This window comes from Phaeobacter sp. LSS9 (genome assembly GCF_003443595.1).
GTDB classification, from domain to species: Bacteria; Pseudomonadota; Alphaproteobacteria; order Rhodobacterales; family Rhodobacteraceae; genus Phaeobacter; species Phaeobacter piscinae.
On record NZ_CP031956.1, the window covers coordinates 1,514,298 to 1,540,031 of the forward strand.

The window sequence follows — 25,734 nt, forward strand, 5'->3', positions numbered from 1 at the left end:
GGGAAGATGCCCAGATATGCAGCACTTTTTGAAAACCACCCGAAGGTCCAGCGCATGTTCACACCCGCCATCACCGGCACGGGCGTCTTCACCCCGTCACAGACGATCACCAACGCCGAGCTGGTCGCGGCATTCAATGCCTACGCAGACAAGACCAATGCCGAAAATGCCGAGGCGATTGCCGCTGGCGAGATGGAGCCGTTGGCGCATTCCTCGGAGGAGTTCATCCTCAAGGCGTCCGGCATCGAGCAGCGCTATGTGATGGACAAAAGCGGCGTTCTGGATCCCGAGGTGATGCACCCGCTGTTGCGTCAACGCAGCGATGATGAGCCGTCCATCATGGCAGAGATGGCGCTGGATGCCGCCAAAAAGGCGCTGGCGCAGGCAGGCAAGACCGCTGCCGATGTTGATGCGGTAATCTGCGCGGCCTCCAATATGGAACGCGCCTACCCTGCGCTGGCAATCGAAATTCAGGATCTGTTGGGTATTGAGGGCTTTGCCTTTGACATGAATGTCGCCTGTTCCTCGGCCACCTTTGGCATTCAGGCCGCCGCAGATATGGTGCGGTCGGGGTCAATCCGCGCGGCATTGGTGGTGAACCCGGAGATCTGCTCCGGCCACCTGGAATGGCGCGACCGCGATTGTCACTTCATCTTTGGCGATGTGGCGACAGCGACCCTGATCGAGCGCAGCGAAGACGCATCGGGAGCCTATTTCGAGATCCTGTCGACCCGCTGTGCCACCAGTTTCTCCAACAACATCCGCAACAACAACGGCTACCTGCGCCGCTCCCGCCCGGACGGCGTCGAGGATCGCCGCGACATGCAGTTCATGCAGAACGGGCGCAAGGTGTTTAAGGAAGTGCTGCCGATGGTCAGCCAGCACATCGCCGAGCACATGGAGGCTGAAGGGGTTGCAAACACCGACCTGAAACGGCTCTGGCTGCATCAAGCGAATAAGACGATGAATGATTTCATCGGCAAGAAAGTCCTCGGCCGCACGCCGGAGGCCGGTGAACAGCCCAATATCCTGCAGGATTACGCCAATACATCCTCAGCTGGGTCGATCATCGCTTTCTCGAAATACTCAGACGATCTGGCCGCGGGGGATCTTGGGCTGATCTGTTCGTTTGGGGCAGGCTATTCCGTGGGCTCCGTGATCCTGCGCCGCGTTGCCTGAACCTTCGCAGGTTCGCCCTAGTTTAGAATATGAGCCATAGAAAAGGGCCTGCCGAGTGTGGCAGGCCCTGTTTTATAACGGAGCACCTGACGATCCGGGTTATTTCTGCGACACCCGCTGATGCACGGCTTCGACATCTTCAACCCGCTCGGAATAGCGGTCGACCAGGTAGTCCTTGCGGCCACGGGTCAGCCAGGTGAATTTCACCAACTCTTCCATCACATCGACAACCCGGCGATAGAACGGACCGTCAGGCAGTCGCTCGCCCTCGCCAAATTCCAGCCAGGCCCGGGGAATGGAGGACTGGTTGGGGATGGTGATCATCCGCATCCAGCGGCCCAGAATGCGCATCTGATTGACCGCATTGAAGGATTGCGACCCACCGGAGACCTGCATCACCGCCAGCGTCTTGCCCTGCGTGGTGCGGATGCCGCCCTTCAGCGACAGCGGCAGCCAGTCGATCTGTGTCTTCATAATGCCGGTCATTGCGCCATGGCGTTCGGGGCTGGACCAGACCATGCCATCGCTCCAGACCGCCAGATCACGCAGTTCGGTGACCTTGGGATGTCCCTCGGATCCTTCGTCATCCGGCAGGGGCAATCCGCTCGGATCAAAGATCCGCGTCTCACAACCCAGCGCGCGCAGGATCCGCGCGGCCTCCTCGGCGACTTTTCGTGAATAGCTTACAGACCGCAACGACCCGTAAAGGAGCAGAATGCGCGGTGGATGCTGCGTATCGTCCGCCGCTGCCAGACCAGCAACATCAATCTGCGGCAATGCAGCGTCAACGAGCGCAGGCAGATCCTCGGCCGCTCGTGTCTCAGGTGTCGCGGCCTTCCCCGTTGACATCTCAGCCACTCTCTTCTTCCAGATGCAGTTTCATATCCAGCAGCACCTGCTGCAACATCACCGTTTCGCGCAGCAGTCGCTTGGCCTCGTTGATGGTGATAATTCCATCGGCCATCGCCTCCTGATATTCACTCATCAAGGTGGCGAAACGCTGGCTCAGTGCAATCACATCGGCATTGACGCCACCGCTGCGGGCCTCTGACGCCGCGCTTGCCTCACAATACGACAGGGTGATGTTCTTCAGATCCGCCAGACCGGAGGTCACATGCGGAAAGGAGGCCGCCGCCTCAAGCTTGGCCACCGCATCAACCGGCATGAAGCGATCGGCGTGTTCGGCATTATCCGAATAATACCGGCCAAGCGTCGCCTTGGATTTCCCTGTGATCTGGCAGGCCGCCTCGATCCCCACATCCTTGACCAGCGCCTCGGTGTGTTTTTTTAGATAAGTACCTATGTCTGCCATATAAATTCTACCTGCATATGACCGCTTCCCCATTGGGGAAGAAACGCGTTAATTTCCCATTCACGACACTTAAAGGAAATGCGAACCTATTTCTATCCCTAAGGTTTTAAGGGACTTACAGCGCTGATCCAGGTCTTACGACAGGGAAATGTGTTGGGGGCGGAGGCGTGTTTCGTGGGCCTTCGCTGGTGGGCAATTTCCGTCCAGTTTGCGCCCTGCCGCGGGTGTCGTGTGGTTCGTTTCTCGGGTTGTTTCGCCTCGGACCGACATCTGCGTGCAGGGTGCTTCATGGATGGCTCACCCAAGCCCGCCCTACCATTCCACATCTGGCCGCATCTGGTGAAGAAAACCGTTTCCTCCGGGGGGCACTGCAGCTAAATCAGCCCCATGGCCAAGCTTTACTTTCATTACTCCACCATGAATGCCGGCAAATCGACGGTGCTCTTGCAAGCCTCGCATAACTACCGCGAGAACAATATGGACACCTATCTGCTGACTGCGGCGTTGGATGACCGCGCCGGTCAGGGGCAGATTGCCTCCCGCATCGGGATCGGCGCCGAGGCGGATATGTTTCGCCCTGGCGAGAACCTGTTTGACAAGGTGGCCAACCGTCTGTCGACGGGCCCGGTCGCCAGTATCTTTGTCGATGAAGCGCAGTTTCTGTCGCCGGATCAGGTCTGGGATCTGGCACGGGTGGTGGATGATCTGCGGGTGCCGGTGCTGTGCTACGGGCTCAGGGTCGATTTTCAGGGCAAGCTGTTTCCGGGATCGGCGACGCTGCTGGCGCTGGCTGATGAAATGCGCGAGGTGCGCACCATCTGTCACTGCGGCAAGAAGGCAACCATGGTGATCCGGCAGGATGATCAGGGGCGGACCATCACCGAAGGGGCCCAGGTGCAGATCGGCGGCAATGAAACATATGTGTCGCTCTGCCGTCGCCACTGGCGACAGGCCACGGGCGACCTGCCTGCGGAGACGTCTGACTGACGCACTCAGACCAAAACTATGGCGGGGCGCATACTCTCCGCGCCCCGCCCTTTGCATTTTATCAAACCGGCGAAATCAGCGGCTTCCCAGCCAGGAAGGCCGCCACATTGTCCAGCGCCAGATGTCCCATATCGCTGCGCACCTCTTCCGTGGCTGTGCCCAGATGCGGCAGGAGCGTGACCTGCTCCATCAGCCGCAGCGCCAAAGGCACCTCTGGTTCGAACTCATAGACATCCAGCCCGGCCCCGGCGATCTGCCCCGTCTGAAGGGCCGAAATCAGCGCCGCCTCATCCACGACCTCGCCACGGGCGATATTGATCAACAGCGCCTCAGGGCGCATCGCCGCCAGGACCTCCGCATTGATCAGATGCCGGGTCTCAGCACCGCCCGGTACTGCCAGCACCAGCACATCGACACTTGCCGCCAAGGCAGTCAGACTGTCGGCCCGGACCGCCGGAAAGCCCGGTGATTTCTCACTGCGCGCCAGATAGCTGACCGACATGCCAAAACCGAAGTGACAGCGCCGCGCGATGGCCTCACCAATGCGACCGAAGCCGACGATACCCACATGTTTGCCGGTCATGTGCAGCCCCAGCATCTGGGTTGGATGCCAGCCCTGCCATTGACCGGAGCGGACCAGTCGCTCCCCCTCGCCCGCCCGACGCGCGGTCATCAGCATCAGCGTCAGCGCGGTATCGGCGGTGGCATCGGTGACCGCGCCCGGTGTGTTGCTGACCGCAACGCCCGCAGTTTTCGCGGCGTCGGCGTCAATGTGATTGTAGCCGACGCCAAAATTGGCCAGCAGCCTGCACCGAGGGGCGGATATCCCGGCAAAACTCGCCGCGTCGAACTGATCGCCAAGGGTGGGCATCACGATATCAAACTCACGCAGCGCCCGCTGGCGCTCCTCGGCACTCAATGGCGTTGTCTCCTGCCGGATCTCAACATCGAATTCCGACCGGGCCCGCGCCTCAACAGCCGCGGTCATCGGGCGGGTAATCCAGAGTTTCCCGCTCAATGCATCCGCCCCCCAAGTGGTACAGCCCCATCCGGGCCGATCAACATGATTTCGCCCGCCTCATCCGGCAGCCCCAGAACCAGCACTTCTGACATGAATTTGCCAATCTGCCGGGGCGGGAAATTGACCACCGCCATCACCTGTCTGCCCAAGAGTTTTTCCGGGGTGTAATGTGCCGTGACCTGCGCCGAGGTTTTCTTGACGCCGATCTCGTCGCCGAAATCCACCCACATCTTGATCGCGGGTTTGCGGGCCTCGGGGTAGTCCTCAGCGCGCACAACCTCGCCGACACGGATATCGACCTTCAGAAAATCGTCGAAACTGATGTTATCCACGCGACAGCTCCTTTGACCGGTGGGAGGCCGCCGCTACCGCCCGCCGCAGCAAGGGTGGGAAGCCGTTGTCCGCGTCCATCAGCACCTCCAATGCGGCCTGCGTGGTGCCATTGGGGCTGGTCACATTGACGCGCAGCTCTGCTGGGGTTTCCTCTGCTGCTTCCGCCAGCGCGCCTGCCCCCGCCACCGTGGCCTTGGCCAACTGCATGGCAAGATCCGCCGGAAGCCCCTCGGCCTCCCCGGCGGCCGCAAGGGTTTCAATCAGGTGAAAGACATAGGCCGGACCGGAACCGCTGACCCCGGTGACCGCGTCCATCTGCGCCTCAGCTTCCAGCCGGACGGTCTGACCGATGGCCTGCAGCAGCGTCTCCGCACGGGTCACATCGTCCGCAGCGGCACAGGCGTTGCCGATGATCGCGGTGATGCCACGCCCGACCGCCGCCGGTGTGTTCGGCATCGCCCGCACAATCGGCGTTTTGGCGCCAAGCAGGTTTTCGTAGGTGGCGATTGAGGTCCCGGCGGCCACGGAAATGAACAGCGTCTCGCCATTGCCGAGCTGTTGCAGCTGCGGCAATGCTTCGCCCATCATCTGCGGCTTGACCGCGATCAACACGATCCCCGGCGCATCGGCACCCGCCTCAGGCAGCGGCGCGTTGATGTGAACACCTGTCTGACGCAGCCAATCGGACGGGTTGGGGTCGATTACCCAGACAGCCTCCGGGGATACCCCCCGGTCAAGCCAGCCCGCCAACATGGCCGAGCCCATCTTGCCACAGCCCAAAAGCGCGATGCCGCGCGCTGCGATCTCTGATACCTGCATCTTTCCCCTCCCCTGATCGGATCTCCGGCCCCATACGGGACCGGTTCGGGGAAAGGTTTACGCGCGCCCGTAAGCCTCTGCAATGGCGACCTGAAGCGCGTCACGCGGCGACTGCCCGCCCCAGACCATCAGCTGGATGGCCGGGTAGTAGCGTTCGCAATTGGCGACAGCGGAGTTGATCATCGTGTCGATCTGCTCCGGGCTGGCCACCTGCCCGCCGGTCAGCACCAACCCATAACGATAAAGCATCAGCTTATGATCGGGCCAGAAGGTAAAACCGCCCGCCCAGCACTGATCGTTCATCTCGTTGATCAGCTCATAAAGCCTTGGCAGCTGGTCCTTCGGCGGCTCCATCTCAAAGCTGCACACCATCCGCAGGGTTTCTTCATAGCCGGACCACGCCAGTGTCAGCGAATAAGTTCGCCACTGACCTTCCACCGCCATCGCGATCTGATCGTCACCTATGCGGTCGAAATCCCAATCATGGTCCGAGGCCAGATGTTCGACGATGTCGATAGGGTGAATTTCGTCTTCCAGAAAATGTTCGGAAAGAGCCATGTTGCCACCTCTCTGATCTCTAGCAAAAGAGATGCGGGGCACCCCCAATTGCTAGCGGCCTGCTCAATAAGGAGAGGAGACTTTCCTCTTCTCCTACTAGATATGGTGGAGGCAGCGAGAGAGTCTGGCAACCCTTTATTTGGGGATAACTGCAATAAGTTGTGGACGAACCGCCCATACCCTCAAAATATCGTGACAGCGCCGTGAGTTCGAGATCGGACGCGGTTGCAGGCATCAAGATCGCGCACTGTGCCCCACATGCCGGCAGAAGAATGGCGCACAGCCCAGACGGGGCCGTGCGCCAATGAATGTTGCAGATCGGATATTTCAGCCATTACCTGGGTGTCTCCCCCAGGAAAAGCACCGGGAGAGCGTCAGTCGGATTTACCCGCCTCCAGCGCATCAAGCCGCGCTTTCAGCGCCTCATTCTCCTCGCGGGCTTTCTGCGCCATGGCGCGCACCGCGTCGAACTCCTCGCGGGTCACGAAATCGCGATCCGCCAGCCAGCGGTCGATCAACCCCTTCATCGCGGTCTCTGCCTCTTCCCGCGCGCCATGGGCCACGCCCATGGCATTGGTCATCAGCTGAGAAATATCATCCATGATCTTGTTGCGCGTCTGCATTGTCTTCTCCATGTCTGCCTTGCCCCCTATATGGGCATCAACACCGGCGGCGGCAAGCCGTTGACACTGCAGCCCCTGCAAAGGCATTGACGGCATATGCACGCATTCTTCCTCCAGTTCCCCGATCTGACCCCGGAAATTTTCACAATTGAGCTGTTTGGCAGCCAATTCGCTCTGCGCTGGTATGCGCTGGCCTACATCGTCGGCATTGTCATTGCCTGGCGGCTGGCGGTGGCGGCGCTGCGACGCCCCGCCCTTTGGCCCGGCGCGCAGCCGCCAATGAAAGCGGCACAGGTTGAGGATTTGCTGACCTGGATCATCCTCGGTGTCATCCTGGGCGGGCGGCTGGGCTATGTGCTGTTTTATCAGCCGGGCTATTACCTTGCGAACCCCACCGAAATTCTGCGCATCTGGCAGGGGGGCATGGCGTTTCATGGCGGTCTGCTCGGCGTGATTCTGGCGACTTGGCTTTACGCGCTGCGCCACAATATCCCGCGCCTGCAGATTGCCGATCTGGTGGCCCATACGGTGCCGCCGGGGCTGCTGCTGGGGCGGCTCGCAAATTTCAACAATGCCGAACTCTGGGGCCGGGCAACTGATCTGCCTTGGGGCGTGGCCTTTCCGGGACGCGCGGCGCAGTCCTGCGGCCAGGCGCTAGGGGAGATCTGCGCGCGCCACCCCTCGCAACTTTATGAGGCGCTGCTGGAGGGGTTGATCCTGGGCGCGGTTCTGCTGTGGCTGGTCTACCGGCGCGCTGCGCTGCGCCAGCCCGGCTGGATCACCGGTGTGTTTCTTGCAGGCTATGGTGCGGCGCGATTTGCGGTCGAATTTGTACGCCAACCGGATGCGCAATTCGTAACAGCCGAGAACCCGCTTGGCCTCGCCTGGGAGATCAGCGGATATGGGCTGACTATGGGGCAGCTGTTGTCCTTGCCGATGATTGCCATCGGTGTCTTTTTGGTACTGCGCCGCCGCTCCACCACTGAGGTCCCCGCATGAGCCTGAGCAACCATATCGCGACTCGCATCCGCGCCGAGGGACCGATTTCGGTTGCGGACTACATGGCGGAGGCGCTGCTGCACCCGACCTATGGCTACTACACAACCCGCGACCCGCTGGGCCGCGCGGGGGATTTCATCACCGCGCCGGAGATCAGCCAGATGTTCGGAGAGCTGATCGGGCTGGCATTGGCGCAATGCTGGCTGGATCAGGGCAGCCCTAACCCGTTTATTCTGGCTGAGCTTGGCCCCGGTCGCGGCACATTGATGGCGGATCTGCTGCGCGCCACCAAACAGGTGCCGGGGTTCCACGACGCCATGCAAATCGCGCTCCTCGAGGCCTCCCCCACCCTGCGCGCCCGGCAGGCGGAGACCTTGAGCGATTACGCCCCTCTTTGGCACGACACCATCACAGCGCTGCCGGAGCAGCCACTGTTTCTGATCGCAAATGAATTCTTCGATGCGCTGCCAGTGCGTCAATTTCTGCGAGATGGCGACGGCTGGCGCGAAAAATCCGTCGGGCTGCAGGACGGCATGCTGAGCTTTGGCCTTGGCGCGGTGACACCGCAACCGGCGCTGGCGCATCGCATTGAGGACACCCGCGATAATGATCTGGTGGAACTCTGCGAAGCAGCGCAGCCCATGGTGCAGACCATCGCCGCCCGGATTGCAAGTCACGGCGGTGCGGCGCTGATCGTGGACTATGGCGACTGGCGCTCCCTGGGGGATACGCTGCAGGCCTTGCGCGCCCATGCACCAGGCGACCCGCTGGACGCCCCCGGCAGCGCCGATCTGACCACCCATGTTGATTTTGAGGCACTGGCACTGACCGCGAAGGCCACCGGTTGCAGCCATAGCCGGCTGACCCCACAGGGCGTGTTTCTGGAGCGTCTGGGCATCACCGAACGCGCGCAGACGCTGGCCGCGCGGCTGGAGGGGAACGCCCTGCAATCATTGATTGCTGCACATCGGCGGTTGACGCACCCTGAGGAAATGGGAAACCTGTTCAAAGTGCTGGGGATTTTCCCCATGCAGGCCTCACCTCCACCGGGATTGAACGCATGACGCTGGAAATTCTCATCTCCGACTTGTTGAATGGCACCAAACATGGGTTTTTCACCCGTCGTGGTGGCGCGTCTTCAGGGATCTTTGCGGGGCTGAACTGCGGGCTTGGTTCGTCCGATCAGCGGGAAGCCGTGCAGATCAACCGGACCCGAGCTGCCGCCGCGATGGACGCACCGCCGGAGGCGCTCGGCCGGGTAAATCAGGTGCATTCGGCCAATGTCCTGACCATCTCCGATGTGCGACAAGACAATATTCAGGGCGACATTCAAGCCGACGCGATGGTCACGAATGTGCCCGGTGTGGTGCTGTCCATCCTGACTGCTGATTGCCAGCCGGTGCTGTTCCACGACGCCGAGGCAAAGGTGGTCGGCGCCGCCCATGCGGGCTGGCGCGGCACGCTGGACGGCGTTCTGGAAGCCACATTGGATGCCATGGAACAGCTGGGGGCGAGCCGTCAAAACACCCGCGCGGTTATTGGCCCCTCGATCTCGCAGCGCGCCTATGAGGTCGGCCCGGAGTTCTTTGATGACTTCATGATGCAGGATGCGGACAACGCCCGGTTTTTTGCCAATGGCGAGGGTGACCGGTATCTCTTTGACCTGCCATCGCTGGGCCTGCAAAAACTCCGCACCGCAGGCGTGGCAGAGGCGGCCTGGACCGGTCATTGCACCTATTCCGACCCGGAACGGTTCTACTCCTACCGCCGTGCGACCCACCAGAAAGAGGCAGACTATGGTCGCCTGATTTCCTGTATCCGCCTGTAATCACAGCGACCCCCATCATGTGACACAGCATTGAATTCCGGTGCAAAACAGCGCCGGAATATCGTGTTATAGCGCGCGCAGATCTGGCGAAGTTCCGGTGAATTCCACAGATCGGCCACATTGCTGGCGCATTGGCAGGCGACAAAGGTCGGGACTACAGCGTGCGGGCGACAGGAGGTTGCCCCGCCCCGACAGGAGACGCCTCATGAAACCGAAATCGCGCTTCATCAAATCCATTGTGGCCGCCGCCAAGACCGAAGAGGTCCGCCTGCCCTGGACCCGTGGCGCCACCCGGCAAACCGCGATTGAACGCCGTCATCAAACCCCGTCGCAGCAGACAGCTGTCAAAAGCGCCTGAACTGCACCCCGGCTCACAACAAGCCGGGAACCATGAATACCGGCCTGACATCGTCCACCAATGTTCAGGCCAGGCGGCGACCTCTGCCCAAGCGGGACCCGCCGCGATTATCTGCCCTGCTGGGCGCATACCCCGAACCGTGCGTATTGCGGATGGGGCACCCGGCAGGGATCAAACGGCTTTAGCGCGCTTTCTGCTCATCGCGCTGCCAAAGTCGACGTCTGTACAGTCATGAGAGAGGCAAGTTAGCCATGACCATACCTCAGTCGCTGCGACGCGCAGCTGCCAATGCGGTCGAAGCGAACGCCCTGTTGAAAGATCCAGCCGCCCAGCGCGGCGGCGCGCGGCCCCAGCTGCGCCGTTATGACGTCTGCAGCCTGTTACCCAATGGATCCATCGCCGAAACCCGCCACGTGGCGCCTTCGCTGCCGCTATTTGAGGAGGCCTTTACCGCCTTCTGCCGCGGCTCGTTGATCGAGACCTCCCAAGGCCCTATCGCCATCGAGGATCTGCTGCCGGGTGATGAGCTGATGACCTTTGACGGAGAGACCCAGCCGTTGGTGTGGAAAGGCTGTACCAGCCTGTTTCCCGCCCGCAGCGGCCAGAACGGACGCAGCCATCGGCTGACTAGCTTCACTGCCGATAGCCTGGGCGAAGCCAAACCAATGTCAACAGTTGTCACGGGTCCAGCTGCGCGGCTGCTGCAGCGCGCCCCCCTGCCAGGTCTTCAGCTGGAAAACGGTGCCTCACTGGTCCCGGTACAGCAGTACCACGACGGCATGAGCATTGTGGAAACCGCGCCCCCGACGGCAGTAGATCTCTACCATATCTGCCTGCCCCGGCATGCGGTGATCAATGTCGGCGGTCTGCCGTTTGAGACCTATCATCCGGGTCCCGAGGCCCTGAAATTGGTGAGCCACGCAATCCGCACGCTCTACCTCAACATGTTTTCCCATGTCGAGACGATTGCAGGCTTTGGTCCGCTGGCCTATCCGCGTGTTGCCCCCTCCGACCCGGATATGATCTGAGGTCCATTTTCGCGCGGCAGGGATGGTCAAACCTACGTAAAAGGCGCCCACTCGCGCGGCGCCTTTTTTAGGGTCGCAGCCAAGGTTATCGGCCTTGATCAGGCCTCACGTGCGAGGCGCTGCTCCAGCACGTCAAATGGCACACCCGGCTCATCCTTGGCGCCACGGATGACCAGCGATGTCTTGACGCTGGCCACATTCGGAGTGGTCAGCAGATCACTGGTCAGAAAGCTCTGGAAGGTGCTGAGATCGGGGGAGACGCATTTCAGGATGAAATCCACCTCACCGTTCAGCATATGGCACTCCCGCACCAGCGGCCATTCCCGGCATTTTGCTTCAAACGCGCTCAACTCGGCCTCGGCCTGACTCTCCAGCCCCACCATGGCGAAAACCTGCACCTCGAACCCCAGTTCGCGGGCATTGACTTCAGCGTGATAGCCCCGGATCAACCCCGCCTCCTCAAGCGAACGCACGCGGCGCAGGCAGGGTGGTGCGGAAATACCGACACGCTTGGCCAGCTCAACATTGGTCATGCGACCGTCGGCCTGCAATTCCGACAAAATCTTGCGATCAATCGGATCAAGGCGTGTTGTGACCATCTGGAAGCTCCTGTTGAAATTTCCGTTTGTTATACCAGCATCCAAAGCGCACGCAATATTATTTCAGTTGCGCGCAACAATATTTGCCAATGATAAGATGAAACCTCAGCATCTTAGTAAAACCGCTGAGGTCAGGACCGCCCATCTTCGCCCAAGCCAGGGCTTTAAGACGCCGCCGGGTGCAGTTATATGCATTGCCTGACGGCGGCAAGACCGCCCTATTCATCTACTGGGGAAATGAGATGAGCGACACGCGCCACACCAAGGTTCTGATCATCGGGTCCGGCCCGGCAGGCTATACTGCCGGTGTCTATGCCAGCCGCGCCATGCTGGAACCGATCCTGGTTCAGGGCATCGAGCCGGGTGGCCAGCTGACCACCACCACCGAGGTCGAGAACTGGCCCGGCGATACCGAGGTTCAGGGCCCGGATCTGATGGTGCGGATGCAAGACCACGCCAAGGCGATGGGCTGTGAGATCATCGGCGACATCATCACCGACCTCGACACCACCTCGCGCCCGTTCGTGGCCAAGGGTGACAGCGGCACCACCTATACAGCGGATGCGGTGATCCTCGCGACCGGCGCGCGCGCAAAATGGCTGGGCCTGCCCTCTGAGGAGAAATTCAAAGGCTTCGGCGTCTCCGCCTGCGCCACCTGCGATGGGTTCTTCTATCGCGGTCAGGAAATCGTCGTGATCGGTGGCGGCAACACCGCCGTGGAAGAGGCACTGTTTCTGACCAATTTCGCCTCCAAGGTGACGCTGATTCACCGCCGGGATGAGCTGCGCGCAGAGAAGATCCTGCAAGACCGCCTGATGAAAAACCCGAAGATCGAGCCGCTGTGGTTCCATCAGTTGGAAGAAGTGGTCGGCACCGAGAACCCGCTGGGCGTTGAAGCGGTACGGGTGAAGAACGTCAAAACCGACGAGATCACCGAGATCCCCTGCAAGGGTGTCTTTGTCGCGATTGGTCACGCCCCGGCAACTGAGCTGGTGAAGGATGTGCTGGAAACCCACAATGGCGGCTATGTGAAGGTGACCCCCGGCACCACCGAAACCTCGATCCCGGGTATTTTTGCCGCTGGTGACTTGACCGACCACAAATATCGTCAGGCTGTCACTTCCGCTGGTATGGGCTGCATGGCCGCGCTGGATGCCGAACGCTTTCTGGCAGAACAGGAGTGAGCGCCGTGGCGCATGATTTCAACATCCAGAAGGCCGAGACATTCTCGGCCTTCTCAGATCTGCAAGCGGAGGGCGATCTGCCGTTTGAGGCCGATCTGGACCTGTTCTTTTTGCCTGGCAGCACCGACAAAGAATGGATGCCGCTGGCCGAAGCGCTGGCCGATCTGGGGTTCCATACCCAATGGGCCGAGGCAGAAGGCGACGAACCTGCAACGCTCATTGCGACAATGCCGGATCAGATCCTGTCAGCCTCCGCGATCTGGATGGTCGAAGAGGTGGCAACTCGTGTCGCGATCGACCACGGCTTTCAGCCCGATGGCTGGGGGTTTGCAGAGGGTTAACGCCCCCGCCACCCTAGACGTTTAAATCCCTGTTCCCGAGCAGGGATTTCACAGGACCGTCCGTTCCACTTGCGTTGCAATTTGGGAACGGCGGTCTTTTTCACTAAAAGCGCAGTGGTTTGGGCTTTGCTGCGACTGCAAACCATGAGATGTGTTCACGCGTGAACACACTTTGAGTCGGACAATGCCACCCGTATCAGCATCTCTCAGCCATGAGGAGGAAGACCTGCTCTTTCGCATCCTCAGCCAGCTCGACAAGGCGCCTGACGCCTCGCAGCGGGCAACGGCGGCGGCTGTGGGCATCTCTCTGGGTCGGCTCAATGCGCAGCTGCGTGCAGCTGCTGAGGCGGGGCTTGTCAAGGTCAGCGAACGCGCCGGCCCTGATAAACGCCAACGCTTTGCCTATGCCCTCACCACCCGCGGTGCCGCCGAGAAGATCCGGCTCACCGATCAATTTCTCACCCGCAAGTTCGCCGAATATGACGCGCTGCATGCGGAACTCACCGGAACCACCAGTGGCCTCGTCCCATTTAAGTACAGGACCAAGTTGATGCAAAATAACCTTGCCCCCATCCCGGAGCTTTACGTCTCCTATGACTCCGCACAAAAGCTGAAGGTCGAAGCCGCAGAGCTGAAAAGCCACGACCTGAGCCCGCGCCAGATCTGCGATTTGGAACTGCTGATGAACGGTGGTTTCAACCCGCTGAAGGGTTTTCTGAACGAAGAAGACTACAACAGCGTCGTCGATACCATGCGGCTGGCCGATGGTACCCTCTGGCCGATGCCGATCACGCTGGATGTTTCTGAGGACTTCGCCGCCTCGCTGGAGATTGGCGAGGATATCGCGCTGCGCGATCAGGAAGGTGTGATCCTCGGCACCATGACTGTGACCGACCGCTGGGAGCCGAATAAATCGCACGAAGCCGAGAAGGTTTTTGGCGCCGATGACGACGCCCATCCGGCGGTAAACTATCTGCACAACACCGCAGGTAAGATCTATCTCGGTGGTCCCGTGACCGGCATCCAGCAGCCGGTCCACTATGATTTCCGCGGCCGTCGCGACACCCCGAACGAGCTGCGCGCCTATTTCCGCAAGCTGGGCTGGCGCCGTATCGTGGCCTTCCAGACCCGCAACCCGCTGCACCGTGCGCATCAGGAACTGACCTTCCGCGCCGCGCGTGAGGCTCAGGCCAACCTGCTGATTCACCCGGTCGTTGGCATGACCAAACCCGGCGATGTTGATCACTTCACCCGCGTGCGCTGCTATGAGGCGGTGCTGGACAAATACCCGGCGGCCACCACCTCCATGTCGCTGCTCAATCTGGCAATGCGCATGGCGGGCCCGCGCGAGGCGGTCTGGCACGGGTTGATCCGCAAGAACCACGGCTGCACCCATTTCATCGTTGGTCGTGATCACGCAGGCCCCGGCAAGAACTCCGCCGGTGAGGATTTCTACGGCGCCTATGACGCGCAGGACCTGTTCCGTGAGCATCAGGAAGAAATCGGCATCGAAATGGTCGACTTCAAGCATATGGTCTATGTGCAGGAGCGCGCCCAGTATGAGCCGAATGACGAGATCGAAGATCGCGACAATGTCACCATCCTGAACATCTCCGGCACCGAGCTCCGTCGCCGTCTGGCCGAAGGATTGGAAATCCCTGAGTGGTTCTCCTTCCCTGAGGTGGTGAATGAGCTGCGCAAGACCAAGCCGCCGCGCTCCAAGCAGGGTTTCACCGTGTTCTTCACCGGCTTCTCCGGCTCCGGCAAATCCACCATTGCCAACGCGCTGATGGTCAAGCTGATGGAAATGGGCGGTCGCCCGGTCACCCTTCTGGATGGCGATATCGTGCGCAAAAACCTGTCTTCCGAGCTGGGCTTCTCCAAAGAGCACCGCGACCTCAACATCCGTCGTATCGGCTATGTGGCGTCCGAGATCACCAAGAACGGCGGCATCGCCATCTGCGCGCCGATTGCGCCTTATGCCACCACCCGCCGCGCCGTCCGCGAGGATGTGGAACAGTTCGGCGCCTTCCTTGAGGTGCATGTTGCCACCTCGATCGAGGAATGCGAACGCCGCGACCGCAAAGGTCTCTACAAGCTGGCGCGCGAAGGCAAGATCAAGGAATTCACCGGGATCTCCGACCCCTATGATGTGCCGACAGATCCCGAGCTGCGCGTCGAGACCGAGAATGTCGACGTGGACAACTGCGCCCATCAGGTGCTGCTGAAGCTGGAAAACATGGGGCTGATTGCAGGCTGATCGCCCGCCCCGAGCAAAACACGACAGAGGCCGCCTTTCCGGGCGGCCTTTCTCTTTTGCGCTAAGCTGTCTCAGAGGTTTGTTAGCAGCGCCTCCGCCGCGCGCCGCTCGATCTCTCCATAGCGCGCAGCCTCGGACTTGATCGCCCGAAGCGCTGGCAGCCGCGCGGCATAGTCCCCTTCTGAAATCATCGCGATGGCAGCGCGCAGCTCCTCCGCCGAGGCGCAGACCATCATGCCGGTCGGATCAAGGAAATCGCTGATATTCGGGCACCCCCAATAGATCGGCACCGTTTCGCACAGGATCGCATCGATGAGTTTTTCGGAGAAGTAATTCCGCTCACGTACATTCTCGATCACCACGCTGTACCGATAAGGCGCCAGCCCGTCGGACTTTGCTTCAAAGGGCTGGTATCCGCGCCCCAGAATGGCGGTTGCGGGCTTTGTGCTTTGCAGGTGCGCGACTACCTCATGGCGCAGCTTATGTCCTGGATGATCCCGTTTGGCAGAGGCGATAACCGAAAGATCCGCGCATTTCTCGGCGGTCAGATCCCGCCACTCCGGCACCCAGGTGGTGCCAAACGGCAGGAACACCCCATTGCCGATCCGGCCCAGCAGATCATCGTCATAGCTGAACACCCGGAAAAACCGGCGGCACGTCCAGGGCAACAGTCGATGATGCAGCGCCGACATGATCTTTGGCTCCATAACCATCATCGAAATCTGCGCAGCACAGGGCCAGCGCGGCTGGAAATGCATGGCAGTTTTGGCCCAGACGATCAGGTGGTCCCGCGCTGTCAGGTCTGCGACCTGCCCGCCGAGCAGCGCCTCAGGGCAGCCGAGCGGCCAATGCAAAGTGGAGAGGTCACGGCTGGCAAAGCTGCGGCTCAGTCTGGCCCCGTAAGGCACAACCGCAATCGCAGGTTCCCGCATCAGGTTCCGGCCTTTCTGTCAGCTGGCGTCAGGCAAATCGACAGTGCCGCGCATCAGCACATAGCCCCGTCCTGCAACCCGGATACCGCTGGGTGCATCTGCCGGACCCACCCGGGTCACGACGGCCTGCCCCGGCCGCCCCAGCCCATGCCCCTGCTCCGCGATGAAGTGGTCAGGCTCCATCAGCCCGTGACGCCACAGGTAGGCTGCCATCGCCCCGGTTGCCGAGCCGGTGAACGGATCCTCCGGCGGACTGGGCGGCGCCATCAGCAGCCGTGAAAACGTATCCCCCTCCGCCGTGGCGCCCTCAAGGGTCACCAGAAACGGCTCCATCATGTCGATACCCTCAGCACCCATCGTCTCCCCCAATCGGGTGAGCGCCGGGATGTTCAGCTGCGCCGCCTCCAGCGCCGCGCGGTCGCGCAGCACTGTGATGCAGAAGGGCAATCCGGTGGATACTCGTTGTGGTTGCCCGACAATCGCATCCACCGGCAAAGAGACCGCCGCCGCCACCAGTTTCGGATCGGCAAAGGCGCCGAACTCAGGCGCGACCTGCGTCATTTCTATGAGACCATCGGCAATCGTGACCCGAACCAGCCCGGCACCTGTGTCCAATGTGATCGCATCCCCGGTCATCAGCCCGCGGTCTCGCAGCGCTGCAACAGTCGCGATGGTCGGATGGCCCGCAAAGGGGATCTCCCGGCTGGCCAGAAAATAGCGCACCCGCACATCCGCCACCTCAGATGGTCCGGTGAACGTACATTCCACCAGAGAGGTTTCCCGCACATACGCCATGCAGGTCTCATCGCTCAGCTCCGCACCACCGTGCACGACCGCACAGCCGTTGCCGCCAAAGGCCCGCGCGGAAAACGCATCAACCCAATCGAAATCGTAGCGCATCGATCCCTCCCGCAATCAATCCCGTCACCTTTAAGCAAGACCACGCCGATGGCCGCATCGCAAGGGGCATTTGCTTAGCGCTTCCGATATAGCGCTACTGATGAGAACGTCTTGATTTCTGGCACTATCATCAGGCCTGAGTGCCTTTACAGGCATGAAAAAGGGCGCCACGAGGGCGCCCGACCGATGAGCTGCGACAAGGTTGGCAACAGCGATACCGCTCTCACCCCCTGCCCCTCAGCAATGATGTCAGTGCACAGGCACCGGTGCATAATCATGTTGCCGCGCCAGCACAAAGGCCATCTTGCGGTCACTGACCAAGGCCAACTGCTCCCCCGCCGCATCATGCACTGCATAAAGCTGTGTGCGCCCGTCGGCACCGGCCTGAACCTCAGCAGGGAGATCGGCCACATCAACGGCCTTCACGTAGACAATACGGCTGTCCGCATCGTTGAACTGGTAGGCTGTGTGCATCTGTCTTACCCCTTCTTGATGTTGATTGTCTGAACAACAGTTTCCGGTCGCGCCCGGGTCAGATCGACGTGCAGCAGTCCGTTTTCCATGACCGCCTCGCCAACTTCGACACCATCCGCCAATACAAACATGCGCTGAAATTGGCGCGCGGCAATACCCCGGTGCAAAAACACGCGGCCATCGCTGTCATCACTCTGCCGACCCCGGATGACCAATTGGCGGTCCTCCACGGTGATCGCCAGATCTGCCTCGCCGAAACCGGCCACGGCCAGCGTGATACGGTAAGAATGATCTGAGGTTTGTTCAATATTGTAAGGGGGGTAGCCTTCATTCCCGGATTTGGCCGAGCGTTCCAGAAGGCGTTCCAATTGCTCAAATCCCAACATATGCGGATACGAGCCGAGTGTGAGTTTAGACACAGGTTTCGTCCTTGATTCTAAAGCGACGTATGGTGGCGGCCCCATTATGGCGACCGCTTTCCTAAGAATATGGGTGTTTTATGCGTTTTCACAAGCCCAAGGCACAGCAGCGCTGGCGCAAAAGCCCCTAAAAGCGTAATATTCGCCAAGTCTTAACCCGCCAGCAGCCGAGTCGCCAATGAACGCACCAACCGATATCTCCATGAAAACCGACGATGTTTTACAGGTGGAGCTGGAGGTGTTTCGCAGGCAACACCGCGATCTGGATGAGGCAATCACCGCCCTGCAGGACCGTGGCACCAGCGATCAGCTGACCATTCAGCGGCTGAAGAAGCAGAAGCTGATCCTGAAGGACAAGATCGCGCTGATCGAAGACCGGCTAACACCGGATATCATCGCCTGATCCCGACCTCCAAACACTGCGCCCCAAAGGGTTCATTGCCGCATTGCGTGATGCACAGGGTTCTCTATAGTGCGCGCTTCCTCCAACCCAGCGGGTTCGCAGGCCCGCGGCATGACAGGATCTGAGCCTATGCCAGAGCACACCGCCAACATCAAAGTGGGCATCATCATGGGCAGCCAATCGGATTGGCCCACTATGAAAGAGGCCGCCACCCTCCTGGATGAACTGGGCATTCCCTATGAGGCAAAGATCGTCTCAGCCCACCGGACGCCCGACCGGCTGTGGAGCTACGGCAAATCCGCTGCCGAACGCGGCTTGCAGGTGATTATCGCTGGCGCCGGTGGTGCCGCCCACCTGCCTGGAATGGTCGCCTCAAAAACCCGCGTGCCCGTGGTTGGCGTGCCGGTCCAGACACGCGCCCTCTCCGGTGTCGATTCGCTCTATTCCATCGTGCAGATGCCCAAGGGATTTCCCGTGGCCACCATGGCCATCGGTGCCGCCGGGGCGGCCAATGCAGGCCTGATGGCTGCTGGTATTCTGGCACTGCAGGACGCAGATCTCGCCCAACGCCTCGACGACTGGCGCGCTGCCCTCTCTGCCTCCATCCCAGAGGAACCTGTCGATGACTGACCTGTCTGAAAACGCTCTGAAACCCGGCGCTATTATCGGCATCCTCGGTGGGGGTCAGCTGGGGCGGATGCTCTCGGTTGCGGCCTCGCGCCTCGGGTTCAGAACACATATCTTTGAGCCCAGCGCCACACCGCCCGCAGCCCATGTTGCCGACCAGGTCACAACCGCCAGCTACGAAGACGCCGAAGCACTGGCCGCCTTCGCCGCCGCCGTCGATGTGATCACCTATGAGTTTGAAAACATCCCGACCTCGGCCCTTGATCTGCTGGAAACACTGAAGCCGATCCGCCCTGGCCGCGAGGCACTGCGCATCAGTCAGGATCGCCTGACCGAGAAGACCTTTCTGCAGGATCTGGGCCTGCAAACTGCCGCTTTTGCCGATATCTCCGATCAGCCCAGCCTCGAAGCGGCGCTGACACAGATCGGCGCCCCGTCGATCCTGAAGACCCGCCGTTTTGGTTATGACGGTAAGGGGCAGGCCCGTATCAAAACACCTGAAGACGCGGCCGTCGCACTGGCTGCCATGGCAGGCGCGCCCTCAATCCTAGAAGGGTTCGTGAATTTCAGCCATGAGGTCTCAGTCATCGCAGCCCGGGGCGTCAGCGGTGAAATCGCCTGTTTTGATCCCGGTGAGAACATCCACCGCGACGGTATCCTGCATACCACAACCGTTCCTGCCCGCCTCAGTGCAGGGCAGCGCATGGATGCGGTGCTGATGGCAGGTAAGATCCTGAATGCACTGGAATATGTCGGCGTTCTTGGGGTCGAGTTGTTCGTCACACCCCAGGGTTTGATCGTGAACGAGATCGCCCCGCGCGTCCATAACTCTGGCCATTGGACCCAAAACGGCTGCGCCATTGATCAATTTGAGCAGCATATCCGTGCGGTTGCGGGCTGGAGCCTTGGCGACGGGCAGCGGCATAGCGATGTTGTGATGGAAAATTTGATTGGCGCCGATATGGACCGGGTGCCCGAACTGGCAAAAGAGGCCGACTGCGCTCTTCACCTCTACGGCAAGACCGAGGCAAAGCCGGGCCGCAAGATGGGCCATGTGAATCGGGTGCAAAAACCGCAGACCTGAGATGCGGGGCTGAGATCTTGGGGCGCTGCCCCAAACCCCGTGATATTTTCAGCCAGAAGATGCCCCGGTAGCGGCGACCGGGGCAGTAAAAGCGACCCCGCCGGTTTTACGCGCTGCGCAGAGGGCCATCCGGCCTGATGGGCAGCGCCGCGCCCTTGCCTGCTGTAGTGCTGCTGCAGTCAGATGAGAAAACGGGCGGCCACATCGCCGCTCATATAGCTGACCCGACCGCCTGAAAAAGTCGCAGCGATCTGATCGTCAGCATCAAGGATCACCAGATCGGCGCGCAGCCCTGCCGCCAGGCGTCCCCGATCCTCAAGCCCGAGGATCTGCGCTGGCCCCTCCGACACCAGCCGCCACGCGCCTGCGAGATCCAGCAGGCCGGAGCGCTCCAGCATCAACGCGGCCCGGCGCGGGCTGGGATAGTGGTAATCCGACGCAAGCGCATCGCATAGCCCCATGGTAATAAGGTCCAGCGCTGAGGCATTGCCCTTATGCGAGCCGCCCCGCACCGCATTGGGCGAGCCGAGGATAACAGCATCGCCTGCGGCTTTGGCCGTCTCTGCGGCCTCCATCGTTTCCGGGAATTCCGAAATCCGCGCACCGCGATTGCGCCACGTGATGCGGTCCCCGGCGCTATGGTCATCATGGCTGCCAAGGCGGACCCCAGCAGCGTCCAGCGTCGCAGCCAGCTTATCGAGTGCTGCGGGCACTTCCGGTCTGCGGGCATGCATATCCTTCAGCATCTGCCAATGGACGTCCGGATTGCGCCCCGCTTTCAGCGCCTGCCCGGTGAGGCGCGGCGGTTTTTTCCCCTGTGCCAGCCGGTCATGCGGCAGATGGTCGTTGAACACCACATAAGGCACCTGCCACCGCGCGATCTGAGAGGGCAGCTCATCATAGGCATCCAGCAGATGGATTTCGAACCGCAGTTGTGGAACCAAGTCTGTCACCACCCGGGACCGAGCCGCTTTGATCCCCTCAAACACCTGGCCCGCAAAGTCCGGGCCACGCAGCCCACCTTCCCAGGAATAAAACTGCGCCAGCACAGCCGTGGTGATGCCATTGGCGGCCAGTTCCGCCTCGGCGGCAATCACGCCCTCGGTCATCTGCTTCATCGCGCCACGACGCGGCGCCAGATGACGTTCAAATCCGTCGCCGTGCAAATCCACGATGCCGGGCAAAATACGGTAGCCTGACAGATCAATCGCCCGCCCGGCGCGCGCTGTCTGGATCTCACCTCCTGCGAAGGTCAACTCCCCACCGCGTTCCACGCCGTCCGGGCGCAGCACATCTGCCCCGGTCAATGTCAGTTCGAGCGCGCTCATGGCTGTGCCTCCCCTTGCGGCTGATTTCCATCATCACTGCACCGGCCTTGCGCGCAGGCCTCCTCAATCTGTCCCGTGATCGAGTCGAGCCACGTGATATCCGGATCAAAGCGCCCGGCATCGAGGAAATGCAGCGCCTGCGCGATAACCTGAGGGTTGTTCATCATAAACGTATGGGTGACGGGCAGCACGATGTGATCTGCCATCCCCTCCAGATAGGTACTCTTCACGGAGACTTTACCATCATCTGCTCCCGGTATGATCGCCGAGAAAATCGGATTGAGCGACAGATCACCGGCAATCACACCAACGGGGAAACTGGCCGGTGGCAGCTGGCTGGGCAGGCTGTCCGCATCCGTCCCCAGCTGCAGGCCAGCGGGGCCGTTCAGAAGGCCAAACACCTCCCAATCGCCCAACTCATCCACCAGCTCACTGCCGTGGTTGGGCGGAGCCAGCATGACCGTGCGACCCAACGCGTCCGGTCGGTGGCTCTGAAGCCAGTGACGCAGCAGGATGGCTCCCATGGAATGGGTGACAAAATGGATACGCTCACCTTCTGAGATGAGGGCTGTGCAGTGCTCAACTGCATCGGGCAGCGTCTCGGCCGCAAGATCCGCCACCGCTTTGTCGGTCGAGGGGTAGCCGGGGATAACGACGTGGACATCGCGCGCCTCAAGCACCTGCCCCATCACCGCCAGCGAGATTTCACTGCGCGCCAGTCCATGCAGCAGAATGGTGCAATCCGCGCGCGCCATAGCTGCGGAGAAGCACAAAACCGCGCCCGCCAGCGCAGAGGGGATAAAAGAACCGATCATGGTGTTTCGCGACCTCACTGGGATCATGGAACACTGCACATAGGGCCAAAGCCCTGCAACGGGAAGGGTGGACCGCAAATGGGTCTGCTGTGACGCGACGTGTCAGCGCTCCGCCACTGTCTTGCTGTGCGCAGCCGTCCTGCGACCGGGAGCGGACAAGACAACAGCAGCGATCCCGCCCAAAACAGCTGCCGACCCGATCACCAATGGAACCGTGATCGCCTCTCCCAGCAGTGCGGCACCTGCGAGGATTGCAATCACCGGCACGGACAATTGAACCGTCGCCGCCACCGCAGGCGACAATTTGGGGAGCACATGATACCAAAGCGCATAGCCAAGTCCGGAAGTCACTGCCCCTGACAGGACCGCCAGAAGCCCCCCTGTTCGCGTGACCACGATATCGCCACCAAACAGCACGACCCCTGGCACCATCATCAGGCTTGCCACAGCGAAATTCACTGCCGTTGCCGCGAGCGGCGCCCGCGCCCCGCGCCCCAGCAGACTATACGCCGCCCAACCAAGCCCGCCCAAAGCCATCAACAGCGACGCCCCCAGCGGCGCGGCGGATGCGCCATCGCTGGGCCAGACCACAAACGCAAGCCCGGCCAACGCAAGCCCTGCCCCACCGATTTGCCCCCAAGACACCGGGCTGCCACTGAAACTCCCCCAGAGAAACATCGACACCTGCACAACACCAAACAGGATCAGGGCGCCAAGCCCCGCATCAAGATCCTGATAGGCCACAGAAAACCCGACGATATAGATCGAAAGCGCCGCCGCGCCCCAAAGCGTCTGCCGCAGATCGCGCCGCACCGACAGCCCGCTAGATAAGCAAAGCGCACTCAGCGTCACCGCCCCGGAAAACAGTCGCAGCAGACCAAAGCTGGTTGCTTCCATATAGCCCCCACCAATGGCCAACCGGCCCAGAATGGAATTCGCAGCAAAGGCCACCATGGTGAGAGAGACAAGAAAAATCAGACGCATGCGCTAGGGCTACCCTGCCGGGATGCCTAGGACCACTGATATTTTTGTGTCAGAGGTCCGAGAAGGCCCGTGGGTAAACCAGCTCTGCTTCTGGCACGTCATCGCCCCGGCGTAAGATTAGCATGGATGCCAATGGATAGGGGCTCTTGAGCTTCTGAGCCCGCTGCCAGCTGAAACCATACCGGCCATAAAAGGAGGGCTTACCCAGAACCACAATGGTCTCGGGCACATTGGCAGGCAGTCTTTCAAGTGGAATTTCATAAATGGCTGCCAACTCCTGCAGCATTCGCGAGCCAAACCGCCAAGGTCCGCGGCACATGCCTTCCTTTGGTCCGCCCACAGACATGTTCGGGTTGCGCTCCGCCACCCTGCCATTCCGGCCGCACCGCCATCGGCGCCAGACAGGCCCATCCTTCAGGCGCAGACATCCGGCTCAGCGCAAGATAGCCACCGACCTTTCCATCCCAAGGCTTACGAGACTCAAAAATCATGTCCCCATCGGCCCGCAACTGCCGCACGAGCCGCGCTTCGGCATCAGTTGGGAATGCCGACTTCAGCAACCTATCCACTTCTTCATAGTGTTCTTCGTTGACGCTGGTCGAAAAATCCGGCCCCACAACCATCGCAAACCTCCCGGCAGTCACCTTTCTAAAAATACTCGCGCCGCAGGCAGGTCCGCAAGGCGGGCCTTCGCTGTCCAAAATGAAAACGAAATGTCTTTGTAGCGTGTTGGTTGGATTCAGATTTTGAGAAAAAGGCCAATATAGCCTCTGCAATTTACATGCAGAGGCTATATGAAACAGAAATCCTTCGAAAATCTGCTGAAACAACTGCATGGCCTCACGCCCGATCAGGCGGAAGATTTGGTGCGGTCAGTGCAGGACATGACGGCGCAGAATGCCGCCCTTGGGGTAATCGACCAAAAGGCAAGAGAAAGCAGCTGCCCCCATTGCTGCGCCACAGATAAACAGAAATGGGGGCGCACGCGAACCGGAGCACAGCGATATCGTTGTTCCCAATGCCGCAAGACCTACAACGGTAGAACAGGCAGTTCGATCGCCCGTATTCAGCGGCTCAATCTGTTCTACCGTGTTGTCCGGGACATGTTTGTCTCGCCCATCCCTGACTCCGTGCGCCAACTGGCCAATGAGCTGGGCATAAGCAAGGATACGGTCTGGCGTTGGCGGCAGATCATCCTGCGCTCTCTATCTCAGAGCATCGAACCGCTCACCGGAATTGTAGAGGTGGATGAGACCTTCGTCCGCGAGAGCCGTAAAGGCAGCCGGGAATGGGTGCGCCATCAGCAAGATCCCACTCAATACCCCAAGCCGCCTCGACTGCGTTGGTATGAATACAAGCTGACCGGCGCGTTAATGAAACGCGGCCTCAGTAAGTGGAGACTGCCAGTCCTGACGGCCATGGACCGGTCCGGGAACCGCTTTGCCGAACGGCTTCCTGATCGCCGGGACCGGACGATCTACCAATGCCTGTCCCCCATCATTCGTCGGGATGCCGCTCTCTGCTCGGATGGTTTGGGGGCTTATGCCAAATTCGCCCAAGCCTCCGGAATTTCCCATTTTGTCTTGGGCACCAAACCAGGCAGCCGCAAGATAGGGCAGAGCTTTCACATCCAGAATGTCAATGCACTGCATTCGCGCATGAAAGACTTCCTACGCCCTTTCAAGGGGCCTGCGAAGAAGTATCTGGATGGCTACGTGGACTGGTATATTGTGAGGATCGGCATGGAGCCTGAAACAGCGCTCGGTAGCCTTCTGAAGTAGTCACCAGAGCCGTCAAGCAAGCTCTTCTGTTGCTCTTCCTGAGGCGCCAATCGACCCGGAAAAAGGATGCTGCGCGCAGGACGAAAGCCTGCTATGCGATTTGTTATTAGAGGAAAAATTGTGACTGCATGACTGAGCTGAACACATTAGAAGAACATGACGTATTTCTTGTTCGGAAATTGCCTCTTTGGGTGAAGTTACGTTTTGTGCGCCACGAGGCTTGGGTGCTCAAGGTCGCAAGGAGAGTGCCTCTCCTGGCTATATTCGCCTTCGGAACGCTGTGGATTTGGTTCTTTTTACCCATGATCCCTGTTGGCATTCTGTCCGTCCTCCTGCTTGAGAAAACGGGTATTTTCGGAGCAATCGTCAACATGGTTCTGGGCATCGGAGTGTTGGTGCTCTTTGCCCCATGGTTCTTTCGTTGGTATTTTATCTGTGCAGGCTTGATGTTGGGGCGCACCAGGATGGCGCAATCAAAAGAGGATGAGGTTTCAGATCGCATTATGCGGCTCACAAGATCGAAAGCCGCACGAGAAACCTGGTGATTGCTTTTCAGCC

The 25,734-nt window shown here is 60.4% G+C and carries 31 protein-coding genes; 15 read left to right on the forward strand and 16 right to left on the reverse strand.

Annotated elements, in window-relative coordinates; all coding sequences use genetic code 11:
• Nucleotides 1-54: 54 nt before the first annotated feature.
• Nucleotides 55-1,179, forward strand: coding sequence for a beta-ketoacyl-ACP synthase III (locus D1820_RS07205; protein WP_118068370.1), 1,125 nt, complete (start codon nt 55-57; stop codon nt 1,177-1,179).
• A 99-nt stretch (nt 1,180-1,278) separates the two neighbouring features.
• Here D1820_RS07205 and arsH read toward each other — a convergent pair whose 3' ends face one another.
• On the reverse strand, nt 1,279-2,028 hold the full coding sequence (gene arsH / locus D1820_RS07210) for an arsenical resistance protein ArsH (protein WP_118068371.1): 750 nt from the start codon (nt 2,026-2,028) through the stop codon (nt 1,279-1,281).
• Nucleotide 2,029: 1 nt separating this feature from the next.
• Nucleotides 2,030-2,491, reverse strand: a complete 462-nt coding sequence (locus D1820_RS07215; protein ID WP_040173954.1) for a hypothetical protein — start codon at nt 2,489-2,491, stop codon at nt 2,030-2,032.
• A 387-nt stretch (nt 2,492-2,878) separates the two neighbouring features.
• Between D1820_RS07215 and D1820_RS07220 the strand changes: the two genes are divergently transcribed.
• Complete coding sequence (locus D1820_RS07220) at nt 2,879-3,478, forward strand: thymidine kinase (RefSeq protein ID WP_118068372.1); 600 nt, start codon at nt 2,879-2,881, stop codon at nt 3,476-3,478.
• 61 nt (nt 3,479-3,539) lie between these two features.
• On the opposite strand, the gene D1820_RS07225 is transcribed toward D1820_RS07220, so the two are convergent.
• The 5 genes from D1820_RS07225 to D1820_RS07245 form a co-directional block, all read right to left on the reverse strand.
• Nucleotides 3,540-4,466 carry a D-glycerate dehydrogenase gene (locus tag D1820_RS07225; protein ID WP_162894127.1) on the reverse strand — a complete coding sequence of 309 codons (927 nt, stop codon included), beginning with the start codon at nt 4,464-4,466 and terminating at the stop codon, nt 3,540-3,542.
• Between the two features lie 26 nt (nt 4,467-4,492).
• Complete coding sequence (locus D1820_RS07230; protein ID WP_040173948.1) at nt 4,493-4,831, reverse strand: tRNA-binding protein; 339 nt, start codon at nt 4,829-4,831, stop codon at nt 4,493-4,495.
• Complete coding sequence (gene proC, locus D1820_RS07235) at nt 4,824-5,651, reverse strand: pyrroline-5-carboxylate reductase (RefSeq protein ID WP_102896570.1); 828 nt, start codon at nt 5,649-5,651, stop codon at nt 4,824-4,826. Before proC ends, D1820_RS07230 begins: the two co-directional genes overlap by 8 nt.
• Nucleotides 5,652-5,708: 57 nt before the next feature.
• Nucleotides 5,709-6,209 carry a YbjN domain-containing protein gene (locus D1820_RS07240; RefSeq protein WP_014880732.1) on the reverse strand — a complete coding sequence of 167 codons (501 nt, stop codon included), beginning with the start codon at nt 6,207-6,209 and terminating at the stop codon, nt 5,709-5,711.
• A 374-nt stretch (nt 6,210-6,583) separates the two neighbouring features.
• Nucleotides 6,584-6,832 (reverse strand): accessory factor UbiK family protein, encoded by a 249-nt coding sequence (locus tag D1820_RS07245; RefSeq protein ID WP_014875376.1) that lies wholly within the window; start codon nt 6,830-6,832, stop codon nt 6,584-6,586.
• Nucleotides 6,833-6,928: 96 nt separating this feature from the next.
• Here D1820_RS07245 and lgt point away from each other — a divergent pair, with 96 nt between their 5' ends.
• The 5 genes from lgt to D1820_RS07265 all read left to right on the forward strand — a co-directional run bounded on the left by lgt (nt 6,929) and on the right by D1820_RS07265 (nt 11,045).
• On the forward strand, nt 6,929-7,831 hold the full coding sequence (gene lgt / locus D1820_RS07250) for a prolipoprotein diacylglyceryl transferase (RefSeq protein ID WP_040180228.1): 903 nt from the start codon (nt 6,929-6,931) through the stop codon (nt 7,829-7,831).
• Nucleotides 7,828-8,895 carry a class I SAM-dependent methyltransferase gene (locus tag D1820_RS07255; protein ID WP_118068374.1) on the forward strand — a complete coding sequence of 356 codons (1,068 nt, stop codon included), beginning with the start codon at nt 7,828-7,830 and terminating at the stop codon, nt 8,893-8,895. Before lgt ends, D1820_RS07255 begins: the two co-directional genes overlap by 4 nt.
• Entirely contained in the window at nt 8,892-9,659 is a 768-nt protein-coding gene (gene pgeF / locus D1820_RS07260; RefSeq protein ID WP_118068375.1) for a peptidoglycan editing factor PgeF, read from the forward strand. Before D1820_RS07255 ends, pgeF begins: the two co-directional genes overlap by 4 nt.
• Nucleotides 9,660-9,864: 205 nt before the next feature.
• Nucleotides 9,865-10,017 (forward strand): hypothetical protein, encoded by a 153-nt coding sequence (locus tag D1820_RS19105; RefSeq protein WP_162894080.1) that lies wholly within the window; start codon nt 9,865-9,867, stop codon nt 10,015-10,017.
• A gap of 251 nt (nt 10,018-10,268) precedes the next feature.
• Complete coding sequence (locus D1820_RS07265) at nt 10,269-11,045, forward strand: Hint domain-containing protein (RefSeq protein ID WP_118068376.1); 777 nt, start codon at nt 10,269-10,271, stop codon at nt 11,043-11,045.
• 98 nt (nt 11,046-11,143) lie between these two features.
• Here the strand turns inward: D1820_RS07265 and D1820_RS07270 are convergent, their stop codons facing one another.
• Nucleotides 11,144-11,644: an Lrp/AsnC family transcriptional regulator gene (locus D1820_RS07270; RefSeq protein ID WP_024096392.1), complete on the reverse strand. Its 501-nt coding sequence runs from the start codon at nt 11,642-11,644 to the stop codon at nt 11,144-11,146.
• A 242-nt stretch (nt 11,645-11,886) separates the two neighbouring features.
• Here D1820_RS07270 and trxB point away from each other — a divergent pair, with 242 nt between their 5' ends.
• The 3 genes from trxB to D1820_RS07285 all read left to right on the forward strand — a co-directional run bounded on the left by trxB (nt 11,887) and on the right by D1820_RS07285 (nt 15,429).
• On the forward strand, nt 11,887-12,828 hold the full coding sequence (gene trxB / locus D1820_RS07275; RefSeq protein ID WP_118068377.1) for a thioredoxin-disulfide reductase: 942 nt from the start codon (nt 11,887-11,889) through the stop codon (nt 12,826-12,828).
• A gap of 5 nt (nt 12,829-12,833) precedes the next feature.
• Nucleotides 12,834-13,169 carry a ribonuclease E inhibitor RraB gene (locus D1820_RS07280; protein ID WP_118070094.1) on the forward strand — a complete coding sequence of 112 codons (336 nt, stop codon included), beginning with the start codon at nt 12,834-12,836 and terminating at the stop codon, nt 13,167-13,169.
• A 184-nt stretch (nt 13,170-13,353) separates the two neighbouring features.
• Nucleotides 13,354-15,429: a bifunctional sulfate adenylyltransferase/adenylylsulfate kinase gene (locus tag D1820_RS07285; RefSeq protein ID WP_040173937.1), complete on the forward strand. Its 2,076-nt coding sequence runs from the start codon at nt 13,354-13,356 to the stop codon at nt 15,427-15,429.
• A 71-nt stretch (nt 15,430-15,500) separates the two neighbouring features.
• Here D1820_RS07285 and D1820_RS07290 read toward each other — a convergent pair whose 3' ends face one another.
• From D1820_RS07290 to D1820_RS07305, 4 genes are all read right to left on the reverse strand, one after another.
• Nucleotides 15,501-16,361, reverse strand: coding sequence for a hypothetical protein (locus D1820_RS07290; RefSeq protein WP_118068378.1), 861 nt, complete (start codon nt 16,359-16,361; stop codon nt 15,501-15,503).
• A gap of 18 nt (nt 16,362-16,379) precedes the next feature.
• The gene (locus D1820_RS07295; RefSeq protein ID WP_118068379.1) at nt 16,380-17,261 is read right to left on the reverse strand and encodes a PhzF family phenazine biosynthesis protein; all 882 of its coding nucleotides are present in this window, start codon (nt 17,259-17,261) and stop codon (nt 16,380-16,382) included.
• A gap of 249 nt (nt 17,262-17,510) precedes the next feature.
• The gene (locus D1820_RS07300; protein WP_014875387.1) at nt 17,511-17,735 is read right to left on the reverse strand and encodes a DUF1150 family protein; all 225 of its coding nucleotides are present in this window, start codon (nt 17,733-17,735) and stop codon (nt 17,511-17,513) included.
• 5 nt (nt 17,736-17,740) lie between these two features.
• On the reverse strand, nt 17,741-18,154 hold the full coding sequence (locus tag D1820_RS07305) for an Hsp20 family protein (protein WP_024096385.1): 414 nt from the start codon (nt 18,152-18,154) through the stop codon (nt 17,741-17,743).
• Nucleotides 18,155-18,332: 178 nt separating this feature from the next.
• Between D1820_RS07305 and D1820_RS07310 the strand changes: the two genes are divergently transcribed.
• From D1820_RS07310 to D1820_RS07320, 3 genes are all read left to right on the forward strand, one after another.
• Nucleotides 18,333-18,557 carry a YdcH family protein gene (locus tag D1820_RS07310; protein WP_014875389.1) on the forward strand — a complete coding sequence of 75 codons (225 nt, stop codon included), beginning with the start codon at nt 18,333-18,335 and terminating at the stop codon, nt 18,555-18,557.
• A gap of 129 nt (nt 18,558-18,686) precedes the next feature.
• Complete coding sequence (purE, locus tag D1820_RS07315; RefSeq protein ID WP_118068380.1) at nt 18,687-19,187, forward strand: 5-(carboxyamino)imidazole ribonucleotide mutase; 501 nt, start codon at nt 18,687-18,689, stop codon at nt 19,185-19,187.
• Nucleotides 19,180-20,268, forward strand: a complete 1,089-nt coding sequence (locus tag D1820_RS07320; protein WP_118068381.1) for a 5-(carboxyamino)imidazole ribonucleotide synthase — start codon at nt 19,180-19,182, stop codon at nt 20,266-20,268. The genes purE and D1820_RS07320 overlap by 8 nt, the downstream gene beginning before the upstream one ends.
• Nucleotides 20,269-20,447: 179 nt before the next feature.
• On the opposite strand, the gene D1820_RS07325 is transcribed toward D1820_RS07320, so the two are convergent.
• The 4 genes from D1820_RS07325 to D1820_RS07340 form a co-directional block, all read right to left on the reverse strand.
• On the reverse strand, nt 20,448-21,596 hold the full coding sequence (locus D1820_RS07325; protein ID WP_118068382.1) for an alpha-D-ribose 1-methylphosphonate 5-triphosphate diphosphatase: 1,149 nt from the start codon (nt 21,594-21,596) through the stop codon (nt 20,448-20,450).
• A complete protein-coding gene (locus D1820_RS07330; protein ID WP_118068383.1) occupies nt 21,593-22,411 on the reverse strand; it encodes an alpha/beta hydrolase in 819 nt (272 codons plus the stop codon). Before D1820_RS07330 ends, D1820_RS07325 begins: the two co-directional genes overlap by 4 nt.
• A gap of 102 nt (nt 22,412-22,513) precedes the next feature.
• The gene (locus tag D1820_RS07335) at nt 22,514-23,395 is read right to left on the reverse strand and encodes a DMT family transporter (RefSeq protein WP_118068384.1); all 882 of its coding nucleotides are present in this window, start codon (nt 23,393-23,395) and stop codon (nt 22,514-22,516) included.
• Between the two features lie 257 nt (nt 23,396-23,652).
• Nucleotides 23,653-24,231, reverse strand: coding sequence for a GNAT family N-acetyltransferase (locus D1820_RS07340; RefSeq protein WP_254683376.1), 579 nt, complete (start codon nt 24,229-24,231; stop codon nt 23,653-23,655).
• On the opposite strand from D1820_RS07340, the gene D1820_RS07345 reads away from it, so the two are divergent.
• Nucleotides 24,190-25,176, forward strand: coding sequence for an IS1595 family transposase (locus tag D1820_RS07345; RefSeq protein WP_118068385.1), 987 nt, complete (start codon nt 24,190-24,192; stop codon nt 25,174-25,176). The genes D1820_RS07340 and D1820_RS07345 overlap by 42 nt on opposite strands.
• A 128-nt stretch (nt 25,177-25,304) precedes the next feature.
• Nucleotides 25,305-25,721 carry a hypothetical protein gene (locus D1820_RS07350; protein ID WP_118068386.1) on the forward strand — a complete coding sequence of 139 codons (417 nt, stop codon included), beginning with the start codon at nt 25,305-25,307 and terminating at the stop codon, nt 25,719-25,721.
• The last annotated feature ends 13 nt before the right edge of the window (nt 25,722-25,734 follow it).